Genomic DNA, 17780 nt, shown 5'->3' with positions numbered 1-17780 from the left:
GACGTTGCGCGGTCCCCGGCCGGGGTCATGACGGGGCGAGGACGATGTCGAACCGCACCCGGCTCCAGGGCCGGCCGCCCAGGTCACGGCCGTCCGGGGCCGGGGCGCCGGCGGGCTGCGGCTCGAAGTCGCGGATCAGCGAGTCCCGTACCCCGAAGACGCTGTCGGAGTCGAGCCGGTCGTCGCCGCGGACGAAGATGTGCGTGACGAGGGTCCGCAACCCGGGCGCCTCGACCAGGAAGTGCAGGTGCGAGGCCCGCATCGGGGACCGGCCGGTCGCCGCGAGCAGCCGGCCCACCGGCCCGTCGTGCGGAATCGGGTACGGCGTGGGGGTGATCGCCCAGAAGCGGAACGATCCGTCGGGACCGGCGGTCAGGCGGCCGCGGGCGGCGACCCGGTCGTCGTCGTACTGGACGTCGTAGAAGCCGTCGTCGTCGGCCTCCCAGACCTCGATCCGCGCGCCCGGGACCGGCCGGCCGGCCGTGTCGGTGACGGTGCCCTCGACCCAGCACGGCCGGCCGGGCGCGCCGCCGGAGATGTCGCCGCCGAGCGGGATCTCCGGGGCGCCGGCGACGAAGAACGGGCCGACGACGGTGGCCTCGGTGGCGTCCAGGTAGGCCTCGTTGTTGACGGTGATGGTCTGCATCGACACGCCGAGCACGTCGGAGAGCAGGATGAACTCCTGCCGCCGGTCGTCGGTGATGTGCCCGGCCGCGGTGAGGAACGCGATGGCCTGCTGCCATTCGGCCTCGGTGAGGCGCACCTCGCGGACGAACGCGTGCAGGTGCCGGGTGAGCGCCTGCATCAGCTCCTTGAGGCGCGCGTCGGGTGTGCCGTCGAACGAGGCGGCCACCCGGTCGGCGAGCTGTTGTTCGCGGCGTTGCTGCTCGTCGGTCATCGCTGGTCTCCTGGGGGGTCTCCGGCCCACGCGTGGCGCAGGAGGTCGGTGAGGTCGCCGCCGGTCACGGCGACCGGGTTGCCCGGTGGCACGATCGGCAGGATCGCGGCGACGGCGGCCGGGATGTCGCTGTCCCGGAACCCGTAGTCGCGCAGGGCGCGCGGGGCGCCGATCCGGTCGCGCAACCCCTGCAGGCCGTCCGGGCCGAAGGCGCCGGCGAGCAGAGGGCGGACCGTGTGGGCGTTCAAGGCCATGACGTACGGCAGAACGACCGCGTGGGTCTGCGCATGCGGGAGGTCGAACATGCCGCCGAGCACGTGACAGATCTTGTGGTGCAGTCCGGAGCCCGCCGAGGCGAAGGCGACCGCCGCGAGGTGTGCCCCGTACAGCGTCTGCTCGCGCCCGGCAAGGTCGTCGGGCCGTGCGGCGATGCCGGTGAGGCCGGCGGTGAGCGCGCGGATCCCGGCGAGGGCGAGGGCCTGGTTGATCGGGTCGGCGCGGGGCGCCCACAGCGAGTCGACGCAGTGGGCGACGGCGTTGAGCCCGGAGGCGATGCTCAGGTCGGCCGGCAGGCTGCGGGTGAGGGTCGCGTCGTACACGACGGTGCGGGGCAGGACCCGCCGGTCGGCGCCGGTGGTCTTGCGGCCGTCGTCGGTCAGGCCCCACACGTCGGTGGCCTCGGATCCGGCGTAGGTGGTCGGCACCGCGACGATCGGCAGCCCGGTGGTGAGCGCGACCGCCTTGGCCAGCCCGGTGGCCGAGCCGCCGCCGATGCTGACCAGCACGTCGGCGCCGATGCCGGCGGTGACGGCGCGGGCCCGTTCGGCGACGGCGACCGGCACGTGCATGACCACCTCGCGGTGCCGGGGGACGCCGGGCAGCAGGTCGGCGGCGGCCCGGCCGATCACCAGCGGCCGCTCGCCGAGCCGGGCCACCTCGGCGGCGAGATGCTCGGCGGCCGGGCCGAAGACCACCCGTTGCGGCAGCGTCTCGTGGGTGAAGCGCAGGTTCATCGGGTACGGCTCCGCCCGAGGATCGTGGCCAGCGCGTCCCGCAGCGCCGCCACCGGGTCGGCGGGCAGCCGTGCCGAGCGCCAGCCGATGTGCTTGTCCGGGCGCACCAGGATCACCCCGTCCTCCTCGACCTCGCGTGCCCGGGCCCAGTCGTAGTACAGGTCGGTGACCGCCCGGCCGGGCCCGATCACCACAGTCTCCACCGGCACGCCCAGCTCCGCCGACACCTTCTCGGCGGCGGCCGCCCACGCCTCCCCCGCGATGCCGGTGAACAGCGTGAACCGGGTCATCGGCGCGAGGTCGAGGGTGGAGACGCGGGTGCGGGCATCGCCGACCCACACGTGCGGCAGACGCGATCCGGGTACGGTCGACGCCTCGAAGTACAGCTCCGGGTCGCGTGCCGGGACGGGCCGGGACGTGCCGTCGCCGGCGATCGCCGCGGACTCGTAGAACTGGCCCAGTTCGACGCCGTGCGCGTTGAACTCGTAGTGCTTGAGCTCCATCGCCGCCACCAGCGCGGCCCGCTTGGCGGCGCCGGCCGGGGTGTTGGCCTTGCGCTCCTCGATCCGGGCCACCATCTCCGCCTCGTCCCGGGCGTCGAGCAGCCCCAGCACCTCGAAGAACTGGACGAACTCGCGGCTGGACCGGTTGGCGCGCCGCACGATCTGCTCGGCGACCGGGGCGCGTTCGGTGGTGTAGGTGTCCAGCAGTGACGGGCCGGCCTGGCCGCGGAGCACGGCGGCCAGCTTCCACGCCAGGTTGTAGGAGTCCTGGATCGAGGTGTTGGAGCCGAGCCCGTTGGACGGCGGGTGCCGGTGCACGGCGTCGCCGGCGCAGAACACCCGGCCGGAGTGCAGGCGGGTCGCGTACCTCTCGTTGTTGCCCCAGAGGGAGGTGCCGGTGATCTCGACGTCGATGTCGGGCAGGCCGAGCAGGCCGCGCACGATCGCTGTCGCGGCGGTCTCGTCGACGACCGGCGCGGGCCCGTCGATGTCGTAGCCCCACACGATCAGCCACTCGTTCCAGGGCCGGACCATCCGCACCAGACCGGCGCCGATCCCGCCCACGTTCGAGCCCGGCTGGATCACCCAGTACAGGACCGAGGGGCGATTTCCGACGTACGGCGTGAGGTCCGCCCGGAAGGTGATGTTCATCGACCCGGCGATGTCCATCCGGCCCTCCATGGGCAGGCCCAGGTCCTCGGCCACCTGCGAGCGTGCGCCGTCCGCGCCGATCAGGTACTTGGCGCGGATGGTGTACTCGCGTCCGGTCAGCCGGTCGCGCACGTCGACGTCCACACCGTCGGGGTCCTGCCGGTGGCCGAGGTATTCGGTGGAGAAGCGGGTCTGGGTGCCACGCTCGGTGGCGTTGCGGACCAGGATCGGCTCCAGACGGTTCTGCGGGATGTCGACCGGCAGGCACGGCGAGGCGAGCCGGTAGTCGCCGTGCCGCGCCGGGTGGGTGCCCCAGGTCAGGATCCGGCCGATCTCCTCCCCGGCGATCGAGGTGCAGAAGACGGTGTCGCCCATCAGGTGGTGCCCGGTCGCGTCGGCGAGCACCTGGTCCTCGATGCCGGCGTCCCGGAAGACCTCCATCGCGCGCTGGTTGGTGATGTGCGCGCGGGGCGTGTTCGCCGTCCACCGGTACTTCGTGATCATGATGTTGGGGATGCCGAGGGTGGCGAGCAGCAGCGCCGCGCCCGCGCCCGCCGGGCCGGATCCGACGATCAGGACATCAGTGGTCACCGTCATGAGTAGTCATTGGCGGGCGCCCCGGGCGGGCCGGCAACGGCGGGGCCGGTGATCGGGCGGAAGTCCGATGGTGTGGCGGATTTCCGTACATCCGTGGGGCGGATCCCGAAGCGCTCGCGGAACGCCTGCGCGAAGTAGGTGCGCGAATGGAACCCGCACGCGGCGGCGACCTCGGCGACCGGGGTGCGCGGGACGGCCGCGAGCAGCCGGTGCGCCCGGTCCAGGCGGCGGGCCAGGATGTGCCGGGGCAGGCTCGTCCCGGCGCCGGCGAAGGCGCGCGACAGGTGCCGTTCGCTGATCCCGATGCCCGCGGCGACCCGGGTGGCGGTGAGGCCGGGGTCGGTCAGGTGGTCCTCGATGAACGCGCGGGCGTTGGCCAGGTGCACGGTGGCCGGGTCGGCGACGCGACGGCCGGTCAGGTCGGCGATCAGGTGCAGCAGGGCCGGCTCGTCCACGGCGCCGCCGGCGCGCAGCGCGGTCCCCGCGGTCCGGGCCAGCGCCCGGGAGGTGGCCCGGACGATCGGCGCCCGGACCGACTCCAGTCCGGTGAGATCGTGGAAGACCCCGCGGGGCACCTTGATCGCGAGCTCGTCGAGGCCGTGCGAGAAGCCGCGCATGAACGGCCGGTCGGCGTCGCAGATCAGCGCCTGCCCCGGCCGCAGGGTGAGCACCCCGCCGTCGTGGTAGAAGAACGCCTCCCCGACCAGGGTGAGATACACCGCGACGGCGTCGGCGGGGCTGCGGCGGATCACGTCGGCGGGCCGCTCGACGACGTGCGAGGTGCCCCGCACCCGGGCCAGTTGCAGCCGGTCGAGCTGCAGGTTCAGCTCGGTGCCGTCGAAGGGGGTGTCGCCGAGCAGCCGGCACCGCAGCCCGATCAGCGCGGCCCGGTTGTGGTCCTCCCACAGCTCGACGCGCCGTGCCTCCGGCAACTCCGCCGTGCTGAACCGCCGTACCCGCCCGGCCGTCGCTGTGTCCTCGATCACGCCCCCAGTCTCCGGCGGGCGCCGCCTCGGAACAAGCGCCCCGGCGACGGTGACTACGCTTACCCCGCCCCCTCGATCCACATAGGAGCCGCCATGCCGAACGACCGCGATCTGCCGCCCACGCTCGACGCCTCGGTCCCGCAGACCGCCCGCATCTGGAACTTCCTGCTGGGCGGCAAGGACAACTTCGCCGTCGACCGGGCGGTCGGTGAGCAGATCCTCGCCAGCCGTCCCGAGCTGGCCGAGAGCGCCCGCCTGAGCCGGGCGTACCTGATCCGCGCCGTCCGTTTCCTGGCCGCGGAGGCCGGTGTGCGGCAGTTCCTGGACATCGGGACCGGCCTGCCGACCGCGAACAACACGCACCAGGTCGCGCAGTCGGTGGCGCCGGAGAGCCGGGTGGTCTACGTCGACAACGACCCGCTGGTGCTCTCGCACGCGCGGGCGCTGCTGGAGAGCCACCCCGACGGCGTCACCGACTACGTCGACGCCGACATGCACGACATGGATCTGGTGCTGCGCGAGGCGGGTGGGACGCTCGACTTCACCCGGCCGGTGGCGGTGCTGTTCATGGGGGTTCTCGGGCACGTCGAGGACGACGCGGTGGCCCAGGACATGGTGCGCCGGGCGATGGCGGCCGTCCCGTCCGGAAGCTACCTGGCGATCTACGACGGCGCCGACATCACCCCGGCCAACGTCGAGGCGGCCCGGATCTGGAACGAGTCGGCCGCCCAGCCGTACTTCCTGCGCAGCCCGGCCCGTCTCGCGCGGTTCTTCGACGGGCTGGAGCTGGTGGAGCCGGGCGTGGTCCCGGTGACCCGCTGGCGCCCGGAGGACGACACCCCGGACATCGACCAGTTCTGCGGTGTGGGCCGCAAGCCCTGACCCTGCTCGACCACGTCCCGGCCGACCGCGACGACCTGCTCGGCGAGGGTGGCCGGGTCTCGCCCGCCGGCCTGCTCGACACCGGCCGCGTCGGCATGGACGCCGCCGAGACCGCCCCGGCGGGGTCGCCGCCCGACCCGTTCCGTGGCTGCTACCCCGCCGAGGCGGGCACCACGGCCTGGTAGCGGGCGACCATGGTGGCGACCGCCTCCTCGACGGCCTGGTCGACCGCGGGCCGGGCCGGCGCCCAGTCGGTGAGCAGCAGCGTGGGCCAGAAGACGAAGTTGGCGATCATGCCGAGGAACTGTGTCGCGGCGAGGTCGGCGTCGTGGACCCGCGCCGACCCGGCGGCGTGCGCAGCGGCGAGGTAACGGCTGACCGACGTGAAGTAGGGCATCTTGCCCCGGCTGAACTGGGCCTCGCCGAGCTCGGGGAACCGCGGCAGCTCCGCGATGACGATGCGGAACAGGGCGGTCATGCCCGGACGGGTCAGCAGGTCGGCGTAGCGGTGACCGATCATGGTCAGCCCGGCGCGCAGGTCGCCGGCCGGCGGCTCGGGCCCGGCGTCCTCCTCGACCTGCCACGACTCGGTGACGATCGCGTCGAACAGCGCCGCTTTGGTGGGGAACTGCTTGAAGAGCGTGGCCTTGGAGACGCCGGCCGCCTCGGCGATCCGGGCGAGCGAGGTGCCGTCATAGCCCGCACTCAGGAACAGGCCGGTGGCGGCAGAGAGGATCGCGGCCCGCTTCTCTCCGGCCACGCGCCGGTGGTACGCCGAGGGCGCGACCGTCGTCATCGGCAGCACGGCCGGCGGCCTGGCAAGGGCGGAGGCTCTCGCCACCGAGCTCGGCGACCGCGCGCTGGCCGTCTGCCTCGACGTCGCCCGCGAGGACGACTGGGCCGCCGCCGTGGCCGCGGCCGAGCAGCGTTCCGGCCGGCTCACGATCCTGGTCAACAACGCGGGCGTGCAGAACTCCGCCACCACGATCGAGGCCACCGACCCGGCCGTCTGGGACCACACGTTCGCCGTCAACGTCACCGGACAGTTTCTCGGCATCAGGGCCGTCACCCCGGCGATGCGGCGCGCCGGGGGCGGCGTCATCGTCAACATCGGATCGGCCATGGCGTACGGCGGAACCGCGCTCTACGCACCCTACGCCGCCGCCAAGTGGGCGGTCCGTGGGCTGACCCTCAGCGCCGCGCTGGAGCTGGGCCGCGACAACATCCGGGTCAACGCCATCCACCCCGGCGTCGTCTCCACCAAGCTGATCAACGAGCCGGCCACCCCCGGCGGGCGGCCGATCGCCGACTTCTACGACCCGCGGCCGTACGCCGTCCCCCGACTCGGCGAACCCGCCGACGTCACCGCCGCGCTGCTCTACCTGACCTCGGGTGAGGCGTCGTTCGCTACCGGCGCCGAACTGGTCCCCGACGGCGGCCTTCTCCTCGGCCCGGCACTGCCCGCCGGCGTCTGAGGGCGCGACCCGCGGGTGCCGGCGCCGGCACCCGCGTCGCCGAGGAGTCGGGCCGGTGGCGGCGGTGCGGCAGGATGGGGCTCGTGGCCGTACGCACAGTGATCGTCGCCGGCGGTGGGGTCGCGGGGACCGCGACCGCTCTCGCGCTGCGCGACGCCGGGTTCGAGGTGGAGATTCACGAGGCGCACACGTCGGGCGGCGCGGACGGTGGCGCGTTCCTCACCGTGATGCGCAACGGCATGGCAGCGCTCGCGGCGATCGGCGCGGCGGAGGCCGTGACGGCGGTGTCGTTCCCGGCGCGGGCGGTGGCCCTCCACGACGACCGGGGACAGCGCCTCGGGCATCGGCCGATCGAGGGGCCGGCCCGGTCGCTCACCCGTGCCGCCCTCTACCGGGTGCTCCAGGAGCTCGCGATCGCCCGCGGGATCACGGTGCGGCACGGGCGGCGGATGATCGATGCCACGATCGGGCCGGACGGGGTCGAGGCGGAGTTCGACGACGGCAGCCGTGCGGCCGCCGACGTCCTGGTCGGCGCGGACGGCATCCATTCGCGGACCCGCCGGGTCATCGATCCGCAGGCCCCGGCGCCGAGGTATGCGGGGCAGCACGTGGTCTACGGCTACACGCCCGGCAACCCGGCCGGCCTCGACCCGGACGAGTACCACATGATCCGGGGCAGCCGGGCGTTCGCAGGCCTGACCGTGCCCGGCGGCGACGGCCGGACCTGGTGGTTCGCCCGCGTCCACGGCGCGGAGCCGGCCGCCGGGCTGAGCCCCGAGCAGTGGCGCGACCTGGCGCTGCGGACCTGCCGGGACGACGCCACCCCGGTGGCCGCGGTCGTCGCCGCCGCCACCCGGATCGTCGGCGGCGACGCCTACGACATCCCGACCACCCCACGCTGGCACAACGCCCGCATGGTGCTGGCCGGCGACGCCGCCCACGCCGCTGTCCCGGCCGCCGCCCAGGGCGCGTCGATGGCCGCCGAGGACGCGGTGGCGCTCGCCGCGGCGCTGGCCGGGCACGACGATCCGGAGGTCGCGTTCGCCGTCTACGAGCAGCGGCGGCGCGCGGAGACCGAGGAGACGGTCGCGGCGAGCGCCCGGCTCAGCTCGCCGGGACAGTGACCCGAGGGTTTCCTGGCAGGATCAGGAGCATGCTGCCGTTCAGTACTCCTTCTTGATGACGAAGTAGGAGCCGCGGATGGTGCCGGCGAGCTTCGACTTCTGCCGGGCGAACTTGAACGCTCCGAGCTCCTCCGGGACCTCCATGCCGTCGGAGAGCTTGAAGCCGACCGCCCGCTTCCCGCCGTCGTCCACGGTGTACATCACGTTGATCGACAGGCCGCTCCGGTAGAACACGTACGCCATCCGGATGTTCTCCACCTGGAAGGCGGTCGCCTCCAGCGGCGGCGACGCGATGACCAGCCCGCGCTCGGCCTCGAGGATGTGGTGCACCCGGTCGACGGTCTCCCGGGCCTCGCCGGCGGGCTCGACGGTGAAGACGTGGCCGTACTTGTTCCGGAAGTAGCGGGCCTCGTTCGCCCGGAGGCCGGCGAGCGCCTCCGCGACCGGCGACGACTCCAGGCCGGTCGTCGAGACGTTGTCGAAATCCACCTCGTACGCCATACCGTGCGACGCTACGCCATGGGAACGCTACCGCCGGCGAAGTTGACCCGGAGTCGCGCCGAACGCGCGACGGAACGCCCGGTGGAACGCGGCGACGTCGGCGAACCCGGCATCGGCCGCGATGTCGGCGACCCGCAGGTGGGCGCGGGCCGGATCGCGCAGGTCACGGACGGCACGGTCCAGGCGCAGGCGGCGCACCGTGGCGGCGTACGACAGGTCGCTCCCGGCGAACAGGGCGTGCAACGACCGTACCGAGATGTCCAGCCGCCGGGCCGTCGCCGACGGTGACAGATCGTCGTCGGCCAGGTGTTCCTCGATGTCGGCGACCGCGCGGGCGTGGCTGCGCGGCGCCCGCCGCGGCGCCGCCGCCGCCGGCGACTCGGACAGGGCCACCGCGAGCACGCCGGCGGCGTGCGGGGCGAGCCGCGGGACGCCGGCCGGCAGCGCGGTCAGCAGATGCCGCAGCGCCGCGCCGGCGCCCGCCGTGGTCGGGATCCGGGTGGCGGTGGCGATCGGGCCGGTGACCTGGGCGGTCAGCAGCGCCCGCGGGACGAAGAACGACAGCTGCCGGAAGTCGCCGCCGAACTCGAACGTGAACGGCTCGCCGGTGTCCACGACCGCCACATCACCCGGCCGCAGCACCGTGAACCGCCCCGCCTGGCGCATCGTGCTCACCCCGGCCAGTTGCAGGTTGGCGTAGAAGCCCGGCGGTGATCCGGCCGCCAGATCACTCTCGGTACGTTCGACGCGTTGACGCTGCGCGGTGATGCGGGCGATCGAGAGCGTGCCGAGCGGCCACTGGGTGACCCCGGCGTCGAACCCGTCGCGCAGGTCCGACTCCGGGGTCAGCGCGAGGAACGCCTGGCAGATCATCTCGCGCCAGTGCCCGAACTGCCGTGCCGGCACGGCGTCGCGGGTGGACCAGGTCTGTGGCATGGGGGCTCCCTGTCCGATGCCGGACTTCCGCACCCGATGCAACCCCGCCCGCACGCCCGGCCACACCCTTGCGACCGGGATCCGACACCGTCGACACCATGCAGATCACCACCAGATTGACCGACGAGTACGGCCTGCGGACACCGATCGTGCAGGCCGGGATGGCGTTCGTGGGGATGACACCGGACCTGGCCGTGGCGGTGAGCAACGCCGGGGCGATGGGGTCACTCGGCGTAGGACTGATGCCACCACCGGCGGTGACCGCCACGATCGCCGCGATCCGGGCCGGCACCGGCGGCCCGTTCCATGTCAACGTGATCACCCCGTTCACCACCGGCGAGCTGATCGACGCGCTGTGTGCGGCGGCCGTGCCGGCGGTGTCGTTCCACTGGGGGCATCCGTCCCCGGAGTGGATCGACCGGCTGCACGCCGCCGGGGCGCGCGTGTTCGAGCAGGTCGGGTCGGTCGAGGCGGCGCGGCGGGCGGCCGGTGACGGCGTCGACGTGATCGTGGCGCAGGGCGCCGAGGCCGGCGGGCACAACTTCGCCACGCTGCCGACCTTCGCGCTGGTGCCGCTGGTGGTGGACGCGGTCGCCCCGGCCCTGGTGCTGGCCGCCGGCGGTGTCGCCGACGGGCGCGGGCTGGCCGCGGCGCTGATGCTCGGCGCCGACGGCGTGTGGGTCGGCACCCGGCTCGTCGCCACCGCGGAGTCGGCCGCCCACGACGGCTACAAGGAGCGGCTCGTCGCGGCGCAGGCGACGGCGACCGTGCGGACGTCGCTGTTCGGGCCGGAGACACCGGACTTCAACCCGATGCGGGTGCTGCGCAACCGGGTGGTCGAGGAACACCCGCACGGCGGCGGTGACCGGCCGGTGATCGGCCACACCGTGCTCGGCGGCGAGGAGATCGAGCTACGCCGCTACACGAATCTGGTGCCGATGCGGGACGTGACGACCGGCGACCTGGAGGAGATGCCGCTGCTGTCGGGCCAGGGCGTCGGCCTGGTCGGCGCGGTCGAGCCGGCCGGCACGGTGATCGCCGACATGACCGCCACCGCGGCGGCGCTGCTGTCCCGGTGGACCGCGGCCGTCGCCTGATCCACCCGGGCGTCCGGGTTCATCCGGGATCTCCCCACCCGCACGGCCGGCGCCGGACAGTCGTCGGTACGACCGTCACGCGAGCCAGGGAGATCCCGATGACCAGCAGGAAACAACTGATCGGCGCGTCCGCCGCCGTCGCCTTCGTCGCCGCCACGGCCGGTGTGATCACCACCGTGACGGCCGGCCCGGCCGCGGCCCTCCCGGCGTCGCAGTCGGTCTGCGCGATGAACGGCTTCCCCTTCTGGTCCGACGCCGGCTGGATCTCGATGCTGCCGGCGCGCACCGTCGTGACCAGTGGAGCGACGACGCTGAAGGTGTCGGCGACCGCCGACATCGGCGTCGACAGCGCCAACAACGCGGAGGTACGGCTCGGCTGGTCGGTCAACAACGGCGCGCCGGCCGAGGGCGTCTACGGCCCCGCCAACTTCGCCGTCCACGCCGGCTCGTGGGCGGCCCGGACCACGTTCGGCCTGATCAGCGTCGGGGCCGGCACTACCACCGTGCAGCCGTACATCCGGCTCAGCGCGCCGGTGCTGTCGCCGCCCGCGAACATCATCCACCGCTGCTTCACCATCGAGGCCACCACCAGCTGACCCGTCGACGACGGCGCCGGGAGCGGGGTGCTCCCGGCGCCGTCGCGGATGAGATGATCACGCGGTGAACGAGCCTGGGGATCTTGGCGGGGGAACACCCGCGCCGGAAGCGGCGGGCGCTTGGCTCGCCGATGTCGCCCACGACCGGGTCGCCGCGCTGCGCGGCTTCCTGCAGAGCTGGTATGCCGACGTCCCGCCGGTGCAGCCGGAGAAGACCGAGGCGCCGATGCCTCTTCCCGCGGCGCTGGCGGCCTTCTACGAGCTCGCGGCCCGCCGGCCGGTGATCTACGGCGTGCACAACACGGTCTACCCGCCGCACGAGCTCGAATACGACGAGGACGAGGGCGGGGTCGTGTTCGCCGCCGAGAACCAGGGTGTTTGGGTCAAGGCCTTCGACCCCGAGGAGCAGGACCCCCTGGTGTACGACGACGGCGAACCCGACGAGGAGCGGCTCGGTGGCGTGCTGCTGCAGTTCGCGCTGGTCGAGGCGGTGATGTCGGCGCCGTACGCCGGTCATGCCCTGATCAGCGAGGAGCAGCGGGACCGGTTCGTGGCCGGGCTGACCCGGGTGCCGCTGGCGCCGGCGACGTTCCCGGAGCAGGACACGGTGATCCATGTGGGGCCGGATCTGGTGGCGATCTCCTGTCCGGAGGACGACGGATACCAGCTGTCGGTGGCGAGCCGCCGGCGTGCGGCGCTGGCCGTCCTGCGGGATCCGGGTTTCGCGTGGGAGTCCTTCACCGGCTGACCCGGCTCGCGCCGGGTCAGAAGGTGGCGATCGGGTTGACCGGGCTGCCGGACGTGCCGGTGAACCGGACCGGCGCCACGGCCAGCTGGAAATCCCACTGGCTCAGCTCGGCGGCGGTGGCCGCGCACGCCTCCAGATCGCAGTTGTCGACCAGCCACAGGCCCATCGCCACGAGACCCACCGCGTGCACCGGCATCAGCACGTTGTCGTACCCCGACGGCTGAACGTCCTGCGGGGTGTCGGCGCCGATCAGGGCGACCTCGCGCTCGTGGAGCCACGGCAGGCTGGTCGCGTGCCAGCCGGCCTGGGTGAGGGCCGGGGTGTATCCGGCCTCGTGGCGGACCCGGCCGTAACCGGTGCGCAGCAGGACGGCGTCGCCGGACCGGACCCGCACGCCCTGGCGGCGTTCGGCCTCCTCCAGGTCACGGGGGCGCACGCCCTCCCCCGGTTCGAGCCAGGGCACGCCGCGCGCCGCCGCGACGTCGAGGAGCACACCGCGGGTGACGATGCCGTTCGCCGCCGCGGTGACGGCCGCCCACGCCGACCCGGTGGCCGCGTCGACCATCGTGTGCGGCCGCCCGTTGTAGAGCCGGCCGTCCCAGTAGAGGTGACACGGCGAGTCGAGGTGGGTGACGGTGTTGCCGTGGAAGGTGAGACCGAGCCGCTCGGACGAGAAACCCCAGCGCCGGTCGGCGTGAAAGGCCGCCGGCATGGCCTCCGCGCCCGGCATGTCGGCGGCGCACGGGCACGTCGTGGTCGCCCTCTCCATCTCCCCCGGCACGGCGACGTCCCACGCGCAGGACACGCTCCGGCCGTGGCGCACCGCCCGGGCCGCCGCCAGCCGCACGTCGCCGGTGATGTGGTTGAGGGTGCCGAGCTGATCGTCGTCGCCCCATCGTCCCCAGTTCGACAGGGTGTCGAAATACCCGAGCACGTCCTCCATGCGATCCTCCGGTCACGCGCTGCGGGCCACCATCGGCAGGTTATCCCGCCCCGGATGCCGTCGACGACGGCGGTACGGACGCCCGGACAGGGCGAAGCGGCCGGACACGTGTCCGGCCGCTTCCGGGAAGGTCAGGCCTTGGCGAACTTCTGGGCCGCGGAGTTGTTGCAGTCCCAGATCTGCAGGCGGGCGCCGTTGGCGGTGCTGGCGTTCGGCGAGTCGATGCAGCGGCCCGACTGCGGGTTGCTGATGCTGCCGTCGGTGTTGAGGACCCAGGTCTGGGCCGGGTTTCCGGTGCAGTCGTGCAGTTGCAGGACGGCGCCGTTGGCGGTGCCGCCGCCGGCGATGTCCAGGCAGCGGCCCAGGGTGGTCAGGGACTGGCCGGTCCACGACCAGTGCTGGTCGCGGGCGGTGAGCTGGCAGTCCCAGAGCTGGACGGCCGCGCCGTCGCCGCCGGTGTCGTCGCCGGCCACGTCGACGCATTTGCCGCCGGGGGCGGACAGGTTGGTGGCGCCGCCGTTGTAGGCGTACTTCTGGGCCGCGGAGGTGTTGCAGTCCCACAGTTGCAGGCGGGCGCCGTTGGCGGTGCTGGCGTTCGGCGAGTCGATGCAGCGGCCGGACTGCGGGTTGCGGATCGAGCCGTCGGCCTGGGTGACCCACTGCTGGCCGCCGACGCCGTTGCAGTCCCACAGCTGCAGCTTGCTGCCGCCGGCGGTGGCGTTGCCGGCCACGTCGAGGCAGCGGCCGAGAGTCTGCAGGGTGCCGTTGCGCAGCGTCCAGTGCTGGTCCTTGGCCGCGGTCTGGCAATCCCACAGTTGTACGGCCGCCCCGTTGCCGCCGACGTCGTCACCCGCGACGTCCACGCACTTGCCGCCGGGGCCCGTCACGGCGTACCCCGTGGTGGAACCGCCGCCACCGCCCCCGCCTCCGGTGAAGGGCGAGAGGGTGACCCCGGCGGACGTCGGGTTGTTGGAGTAGACGAGCGATTCCTGGGCCTGGACGTCGTCGAAGGCGAACGCGTACGCCTTTCCGTCGGCCATGTTCGCGTGGATGATCCGCGCGTACTGGTTGGCGGGGTTGCTCTTGTAGAAGTCGGACGGCGTACCACCGGGCTGGGTGTCGATCGTGCCGAGGGTGCCGCGGTTGAGGGCCGCGCAGAGGGTGCGGGCGATCGGGCCGACGACCAGGTCGTTGGGGGCGTGCAGGTTGCCGTCGCAGCCCCAGACGTGCGCGCTCGTCGGCTTGTTGAACGACGCCACCTGGGCGCCGGAGCTGTTGGTGAAGACCATGGTGCTGCCCGAGGTGCGGCCGAAGTACTTCGTGTTGGGCTGGTCGCCGAACGGCACGACGGTCAAAGTCTTGCTCGTGTACGCGTTCCAGGCGGAGGTGATGTAGGAGTCCAGGTAGGTGCTGCTGAACAGTCCGGCGTCGGCGGCCTTGCCGGGCGCGAGGACGCGCAGGACGGTGCCGTCGGAGCGGGTGACGACCGTGTTGGCCCAGCCGGACTGGCCGCGGATCTGGTCGATGACGTTCTGGCGGCCGTTGGCCACCACCGCGCCGGTGCTGCGGCTGCCGTCGGTTCCGGTGACGCTGACCGCGTGGGGTACGGCGAACATGTCCACCTGGGAGCTGTTGAGCCACAGCCCGGAGTCGTTGTAGGTGAACTCGCTCCAGTCGAACAGGATGTCGTGGTTGGGGTCGCCGGACGCCCACGGGGCGGGCTGGACCAGCCCGTCGGGGGTGAGGAAGAACTGGAGCCGCTGGCCGAGGGACATGTACATGCGGCCGGAGAAGTTGCGCGGGAACCGGACGGTGGTGCTGCCGCCGTTGCCGGGGCCGGCGATGGACACGTCCGGGGCGGGTGACGGCGGGATGTTGCCGGCCGGCCAGGCGTTGAAGGCGCCGCCGCCGGTCACGTAGCCGAGCCGGCCGGTGGTCAGGTTGACGCCGATGACGTAGAGGTAGACGGCGTCGCCACGGCCGGTGGTGTTGGTGACGGTGACCGGAAGCAGGGCCGGTCCGACGGCGGCGGCCGGTGCGGTGGCGACGGCGGCGCCGATCGGGATCGCCGTCAGGAGCGCCGCGAGGGCGCTTAACAACCTGTTACGCGTGGACATGGGGACTCCCGGGGACGCGGTGGAGGGGGACCGCTCAACTGCAAGAGAGCGCTCTCAGAGCATGTCCAAGCTGTTAACAGTTGTCAATGCTTACAGTTGCCGGCTCAGGCCGAAATGCGCGATCGCCCTGGTGGCCACCTCGGCCGGGGACAGGTGGGTGTTGTCGATGCGCAGGTGGTCGGCGCGGCCGTCGAACCGCCCGTCCGAGGAGAGCCGGTGGTCACGGTCCAGGTCGAGCAGGTTCTGCCGGGAGAAGGCCTGATCGCGTTTGGAGGGCTTCTCGGCCAGCCGGGTCTCGCCACTGTTGCGCTCCAGCCGTACCTCCTGGGTGGCCTGAAGCTCCAGATGCAGCACCCGGCCGCCGCGCGTGCGGAACGGCTCGGCGAACCGCTCGACCGCCCGGCCGTCCTCCGGCAGATCGAACGCCCACACGTACGTGAAGATCAGGCCCGGCAGATCGCTGGCGGCCACCTCCTCGATGAGGTCGCGCCGGAACCGGTCGACGAGACGGCCGAACGGCGGGCTGCCGAACGGGAAGAACCGCAGCACCGGCTCGATGGCGAGGTGATTGTGGAACAGGCGCAGGCCGGTACGGGCGGCGATCTCGGCGCCGACGGTCATCTTCCCGACGGCCGGCGGCCCGATGATGAACAACATGGTCCCGGTCACGGTGACGCACTCTAGGCGGCGGTCAGCCGGCACGCCCGTCGCGGCTGGACCACGCCGAGGACGAGAAAAGATCAACAGACCGATGCCGGCGTACGGAAGAAGGCGCTCCCGGTGAGGCCGACGGGGAGGGTGACCGTCCCCGCCGGCCAGGAGCCCCGCCCCCGGCCAGTCGATCCGGACGTCGCCGGTGCAGGCCGGTCGCGCGACACGCACACCGTCGCCGGTGGTGGTCGGACGGTCCGGGTCAGCAGGTCTCGAGCTGCTCGTAGAGGATGGCCAGCCGGGCCTGGACCTCGACGATCGCGCGGACGATCGCGGGCTTCTCCGCCGCGCCGGCGTGCCGCAGACGGTCCTGCAGGGCGAGCAGACGGAACTCCAGGTTCTCGATCTGCTGCAGGATCTCGGCGCAGCCGGCCGGCGCGGCCTGGACCGCCGTCGCCCCGTGCGCCGGTGCGGCCTGCGCCGCGCCACCGACCGCGAACAGGCCCAGCGTGGCCAGGACGGCAGCGCCGGCCCGTACCCCCATCGTGTTTCTCATGTCCTTCTCCCTGTGTCATGGGCTATGACCGGGAGGCGTTCCATGGGTGTTCCATCCGCGGTGTGGCATCGTTTCGGTGTGCATACGCCAGAGATCGCCGCGATGGGTGACGAGCACGCCGCGCAGGTGCTGGAGATCTACCGGCTCGGCATCGCCACCGGCAACGCGACCTTCGAGACCGAGCCGCCCAGCTGGGAGCGGTTCACCGGGTCACGGCTCGCCGGACTGCGGTTCGTCGCCCTCGACAGCGACGCGACGGTGACCGGGTGGGTCGCCTGCGGCCGGGTGTCCGACCGGTGCGCGTATTCCGGGGTCGTCGAGCATTCCGTCTACGTCCACCCCGGGCACAGCGGCAGAGGGATCGGGCGGGCGCTGCTGGGCGCGCTGATCGGCGCCACCGAGGCGGCCGGGATCTGGACCATCCAGTCGGGGATCTTCCCGGAGAACGCGGCCAGCCTCGCCCTGCACGCCGCCTGCGGTTTCCGGACCGTCGGCACCCGGGAGCGCATCGGCCGGCTCGACGGCGTCTGGCGCGACGTGATCCTCCTCGAACGGCGCAGCCCCACCGTCGGCTGACGGTCAGTCCGGGTAGGACGCGTCGATCACCATGGCGCGCGTCTCGATGATGCCGGGCCAGTGCCGGGAAACCGGGTCGGCGCCACGGCGCAGCCAGAGGACGGTGCCGTCGGCCGCCGTCGCGGTCTCGATCACGTGGCCGGCGCCGCCCTCGATGCGCCCGGCGCCCACCACGTCCAGGCCGAGCCGTTCGGCCTCGGCGGTCAGCCCCGCCCGTGCCCGGTAGAGCAGGGCAGCGCGGCCCCGGTCCACGCTGACGGCGGCCGGGTCGACGCGGGCGAGCCACGGCTCCAGGGCCGCTGCCCCTCCGGTGATCGTCGCCGCCGGGACGGTGACGAACAGCCGCGCGACGAGATCGTCCCGGGCCGGCTCGATGTCGAGGCTGCGGCCGGGGCCGAGGCCGGTGCCGTGGACCGCGCCCTCCCAGCCCAGCTCCTGCCCGGCACGGTCGATGACCAGGCGGACGGCCGGCGGCCCGGACGGCGCGACGCAGGTCTCGGCGTAACGGACATTGCGGTGGTACGCGAAGTCGCCCTCGGCCCAGCCGAAACGCCGCAGCAGCCGCCCCGCCATGGCGTGCATCGCGCGTTCCTCGCCGGCGGCGACGAGGGTGCTCGACAGCAGCAGATCAGCGCGCCCGGCATCGACGTCGATCCCGTCGGCCCCGATCTCGTCGGCGATCGGCGCATACCGGCGCACCGTCGCGACGACGTCCGCGGTCCCCCGGTCCAGCCGGAGCATCGCCGTCATCGCGAACGGCGGCCGCGCCCTAGGCATCGACGGCCTGGACATCGGCCGCCGGGGCGTCCTCGGGGCGGGCCGGCCGCGACTGCACGCTCATTGGTGCACCCTTGTCTCACTCGAGCTGATGGTGGTTCGAGTGCACCGGTGACCGTCGGGCCATCGCCCTGCTCGCTCGACCTTCGAGGT

At 73.1% G+C, this 17780-nt stretch carries 19 protein-coding genes; 7 read left to right on the top strand and 12 right to left on the bottom strand.

The window, feature by feature from the left end; all coding sequences use genetic code 11:
* Positions 1-25 precede the first annotated feature (25 nt).
* The 4 genes from BM290_RS43290 to BM290_RS43275 are packed head-to-tail and all read right to left on the bottom strand — an operon-like array spanning position 26 to position 4648.
* The gene (locus BM290_RS43290) at positions 26-898 is read right to left on the bottom strand and encodes an intradiol ring-cleavage dioxygenase (RefSeq protein WP_093621825.1); all 873 of its coding nucleotides are present in this window, start codon (positions 896-898) and stop codon (positions 26-28) included.
* Positions 895-1911, bottom strand: coding sequence for a maleylacetate reductase (locus BM290_RS43285; protein WP_093621824.1), 1017 nt, complete (start codon positions 1909-1911; stop codon positions 895-897). The genes BM290_RS43290 and BM290_RS43285 overlap by 4 nt, the downstream gene beginning before the upstream one ends.
* A complete protein-coding gene (locus tag BM290_RS43280) occupies positions 1908-3662 on the bottom strand; it encodes an FAD-dependent oxidoreductase (protein ID WP_093621823.1) in 1755 nt (584 codons plus the stop codon). The genes BM290_RS43285 and BM290_RS43280 overlap by 4 nt, the downstream gene beginning before the upstream one ends.
* Positions 3659-4648, bottom strand: coding sequence for a helix-turn-helix domain-containing protein (locus BM290_RS43275; protein ID WP_203779893.1), 990 nt, complete (start codon positions 4646-4648; stop codon positions 3659-3661). The genes BM290_RS43280 and BM290_RS43275 overlap by 4 nt, the downstream gene beginning before the upstream one ends.
* A gap of 93 nt (positions 4649-4741) precedes the next feature.
* Between BM290_RS43275 and BM290_RS43270 the strand changes: the two genes are divergently transcribed.
* Positions 4742-5530: an SAM-dependent methyltransferase gene (locus BM290_RS43270; protein WP_093621822.1), complete on the top strand. Its 789-nt coding sequence runs from the start codon at positions 4742-4744 to the stop codon at positions 5528-5530.
* Between the two features lie 151 nt (positions 5531-5681).
* On the opposite strand, the gene BM290_RS43265 is transcribed toward BM290_RS43270, so the two are convergent.
* The gene (locus BM290_RS43265) at positions 5682-6290 is read right to left on the bottom strand and encodes a TetR/AcrR family transcriptional regulator (RefSeq protein WP_239144105.1); all 609 of its coding nucleotides are present in this window, start codon (positions 6288-6290) and stop codon (positions 5682-5684) included.
* On the opposite strand from BM290_RS43265, the gene BM290_RS43260 reads away from it, so the two are divergent.
* Positions 6250-7005, top strand: coding sequence for an SDR family NAD(P)-dependent oxidoreductase (locus BM290_RS43260; protein ID WP_143134160.1), 756 nt, complete (start codon positions 6250-6252; stop codon positions 7003-7005). The two genes, BM290_RS43265 and BM290_RS43260, sit on opposite strands and share 41 nt — an antisense overlap.
* Before the next feature lie 83 nt (positions 7006-7088).
* Positions 7089-8129, top strand: coding sequence for an FAD-dependent monooxygenase (locus BM290_RS43255; protein ID WP_373871153.1), 1041 nt, complete (start codon positions 7089-7091; stop codon positions 8127-8129).
* 39 nt (positions 8130-8168) lie between these two features.
* Here the strand turns inward: BM290_RS43255 and BM290_RS43250 are convergent, their stop codons facing one another.
* Positions 8169-8630, bottom strand: coding sequence for a phage tail protein (locus BM290_RS43250; RefSeq protein WP_093621820.1), 462 nt, complete (start codon positions 8628-8630; stop codon positions 8169-8171).
* A 27-nt stretch (positions 8631-8657) separates the two neighbouring features.
* The gene (locus tag BM290_RS43245) at positions 8658-9566 is read right to left on the bottom strand and encodes an AraC-like ligand-binding domain-containing protein (protein WP_093621819.1); all 909 of its coding nucleotides are present in this window, start codon (positions 9564-9566) and stop codon (positions 8658-8660) included.
* Between the two features lie 98 nt (positions 9567-9664).
* Between BM290_RS43245 and BM290_RS43240 the strand changes: the two genes are divergently transcribed.
* The 3 genes from BM290_RS43240 to BM290_RS43230 all read left to right on the top strand — a co-directional run bounded on the left by BM290_RS43240 (position 9665) and on the right by BM290_RS43230 (position 12007).
* Positions 9665-10663 (top strand): NAD(P)H-dependent flavin oxidoreductase, encoded by a 999-nt coding sequence (locus BM290_RS43240; RefSeq protein ID WP_093621869.1) that lies wholly within the window; start codon positions 9665-9667, stop codon positions 10661-10663.
* 98 nt (positions 10664-10761) lie between these two features.
* Positions 10762-11259, top strand: a complete 498-nt coding sequence (locus BM290_RS43235; RefSeq protein WP_093621818.1) for a hypothetical protein — start codon at positions 10762-10764, stop codon at positions 11257-11259.
* Positions 11260-11323: 64 nt separating this feature from the next.
* Positions 11324-12007: a hypothetical protein gene (locus BM290_RS43230; RefSeq protein WP_093621817.1), complete on the top strand. Its 684-nt coding sequence runs from the start codon at positions 11324-11326 to the stop codon at positions 12005-12007.
* A 16-nt stretch (positions 12008-12023) separates the two neighbouring features.
* On the opposite strand, the gene BM290_RS43225 is transcribed toward BM290_RS43230, so the two are convergent.
* From BM290_RS43225 to BM290_RS43210, 4 genes are all read right to left on the bottom strand, one after another.
* Entirely contained in the window at positions 12024-12950 is a 927-nt protein-coding gene (locus BM290_RS43225) for a cyclase family protein (protein WP_093621816.1), read from the bottom strand.
* Positions 12951-13081: 131 nt separating this feature from the next.
* A complete protein-coding gene (locus BM290_RS43220) occupies positions 13082-15067 on the bottom strand; it encodes a beta-1,3-glucanase family protein (protein WP_093621815.1) in 1986 nt (661 codons plus the stop codon).
* 90 nt (positions 15068-15157) lie between these two features.
* A complete protein-coding gene (locus BM290_RS43215; protein ID WP_203779891.1) occupies positions 15158-15736 on the bottom strand; it encodes a DEAD/DEAH box helicase family protein in 579 nt (192 codons plus the stop codon).
* Positions 15737-15980: 244 nt separating this feature from the next.
* Positions 15981-16274 carry a hypothetical protein gene (locus tag BM290_RS43210; RefSeq protein ID WP_143134159.1) on the bottom strand — a complete coding sequence of 98 codons (294 nt, stop codon included), beginning with the start codon at positions 16272-16274 and terminating at the stop codon, positions 15981-15983.
* Positions 16275-16376: 102 nt separating this feature from the next.
* Here BM290_RS43210 and BM290_RS43205 point away from each other — a divergent pair, with 102 nt between their 5' ends.
* Positions 16377-16850: a GNAT family N-acetyltransferase gene (locus BM290_RS43205; RefSeq protein ID WP_093621813.1), complete on the top strand. Its 474-nt coding sequence runs from the start codon at positions 16377-16379 to the stop codon at positions 16848-16850.
* A gap of 3 nt (positions 16851-16853) precedes the next feature.
* Here the strand turns inward: BM290_RS43205 and BM290_RS43200 are convergent, their stop codons facing one another.
* A complete protein-coding gene (locus BM290_RS43200; RefSeq protein WP_093621812.1) occupies positions 16854-17627 on the bottom strand; it encodes a hypothetical protein in 774 nt (257 codons plus the stop codon).
* Positions 17628-17780: the final 153 nt, after the last annotated feature.

The sequence above is a fragment of the Actinoplanes philippinensis genome, from assembly GCF_900113015.1.
Lineage (GTDB): Bacteria > Actinomycetota > Actinomycetes > Mycobacteriales > Micromonosporaceae > Actinoplanes > Actinoplanes philippinensis.
The sequence above is the reverse complement of the archived record's forward strand: the minus strand, read 5'-3'. Positions and strand labels throughout refer to the sequence as shown.

Bases quoted from the DNA above. Each gene is read 5' to 3' on its own strand.
- BM290_RS43290 (WP_093621825.1), bottom strand. From the start codon at position 898: ATGACCGACGAGCAGCAACGCCGCGAACAACAGCTCGCCGACCGGGTG.
- BM290_RS43285 (WP_093621824.1), bottom strand. From the start codon at position 1,911: ATGAACCTGCGCTTCACCCACGAGACGCTGCCGCAACGGGTGGTCTTC.
- BM290_RS43280 (WP_093621823.1), bottom strand. From the start codon at position 3,662: ATGACGGTGACCACTGATGTCCTGATCGTCGGATCCGGCCCGGCGGGC.
- BM290_RS43270 (WP_093621822.1), top strand. From the start codon at position 4,742: ATGCCGAACGACCGCGATCTGCCGCCCACGCTCGACGCCTCGGTCCCG.
- BM290_RS43250 (WP_093621820.1), bottom strand. From the start codon at position 8,630: ATGGCGTACGAGGTGGATTTCGACAACGTCTCGACGACCGGCCTGGAG.
- BM290_RS43245 (WP_093621819.1), bottom strand. From the start codon at position 9,566: ATGCCACAGACCTGGTCCACCCGCGACGCCGTGCCGGCACGGCAGTTC.
- BM290_RS43240 (WP_093621869.1), top strand. From the start codon at position 9,665: ATGCAGATCACCACCAGATTGACCGACGAGTACGGCCTGCGGACACCG.
- BM290_RS43235 (WP_093621818.1), top strand. From the start codon at position 10,762: ATGACCAGCAGGAAACAACTGATCGGCGCGTCCGCCGCCGTCGCCTTC.
- BM290_RS43225 (WP_093621816.1), bottom strand. From the start codon at position 12,950: ATGGAGGACGTGCTCGGGTATTTCGACACCCTGTCGAACTGGGGACGA.
- BM290_RS43220 (WP_093621815.1), bottom strand. From the start codon at position 15,067: ATGTCCACGCGTAACAGGTTGTTAAGCGCCCTCGCGGCGCTCCTGACG.
- BM290_RS43210 (WP_143134159.1), bottom strand. From the start codon at position 16,274: ATGAGAAACACGATGGGGGTACGGGCCGGCGCTGCCGTCCTGGCCACG.
- BM290_RS43205 (WP_093621813.1), top strand. From the start codon at position 16,377: ATGGGTGACGAGCACGCCGCGCAGGTGCTGGAGATCTACCGGCTCGGC.
- BM290_RS43200 (WP_093621812.1), bottom strand. From the start codon at position 17,627: ATGCCTAGGGCGCGGCCGCCGTTCGCGATGACGGCGATGCTCCGGCTG.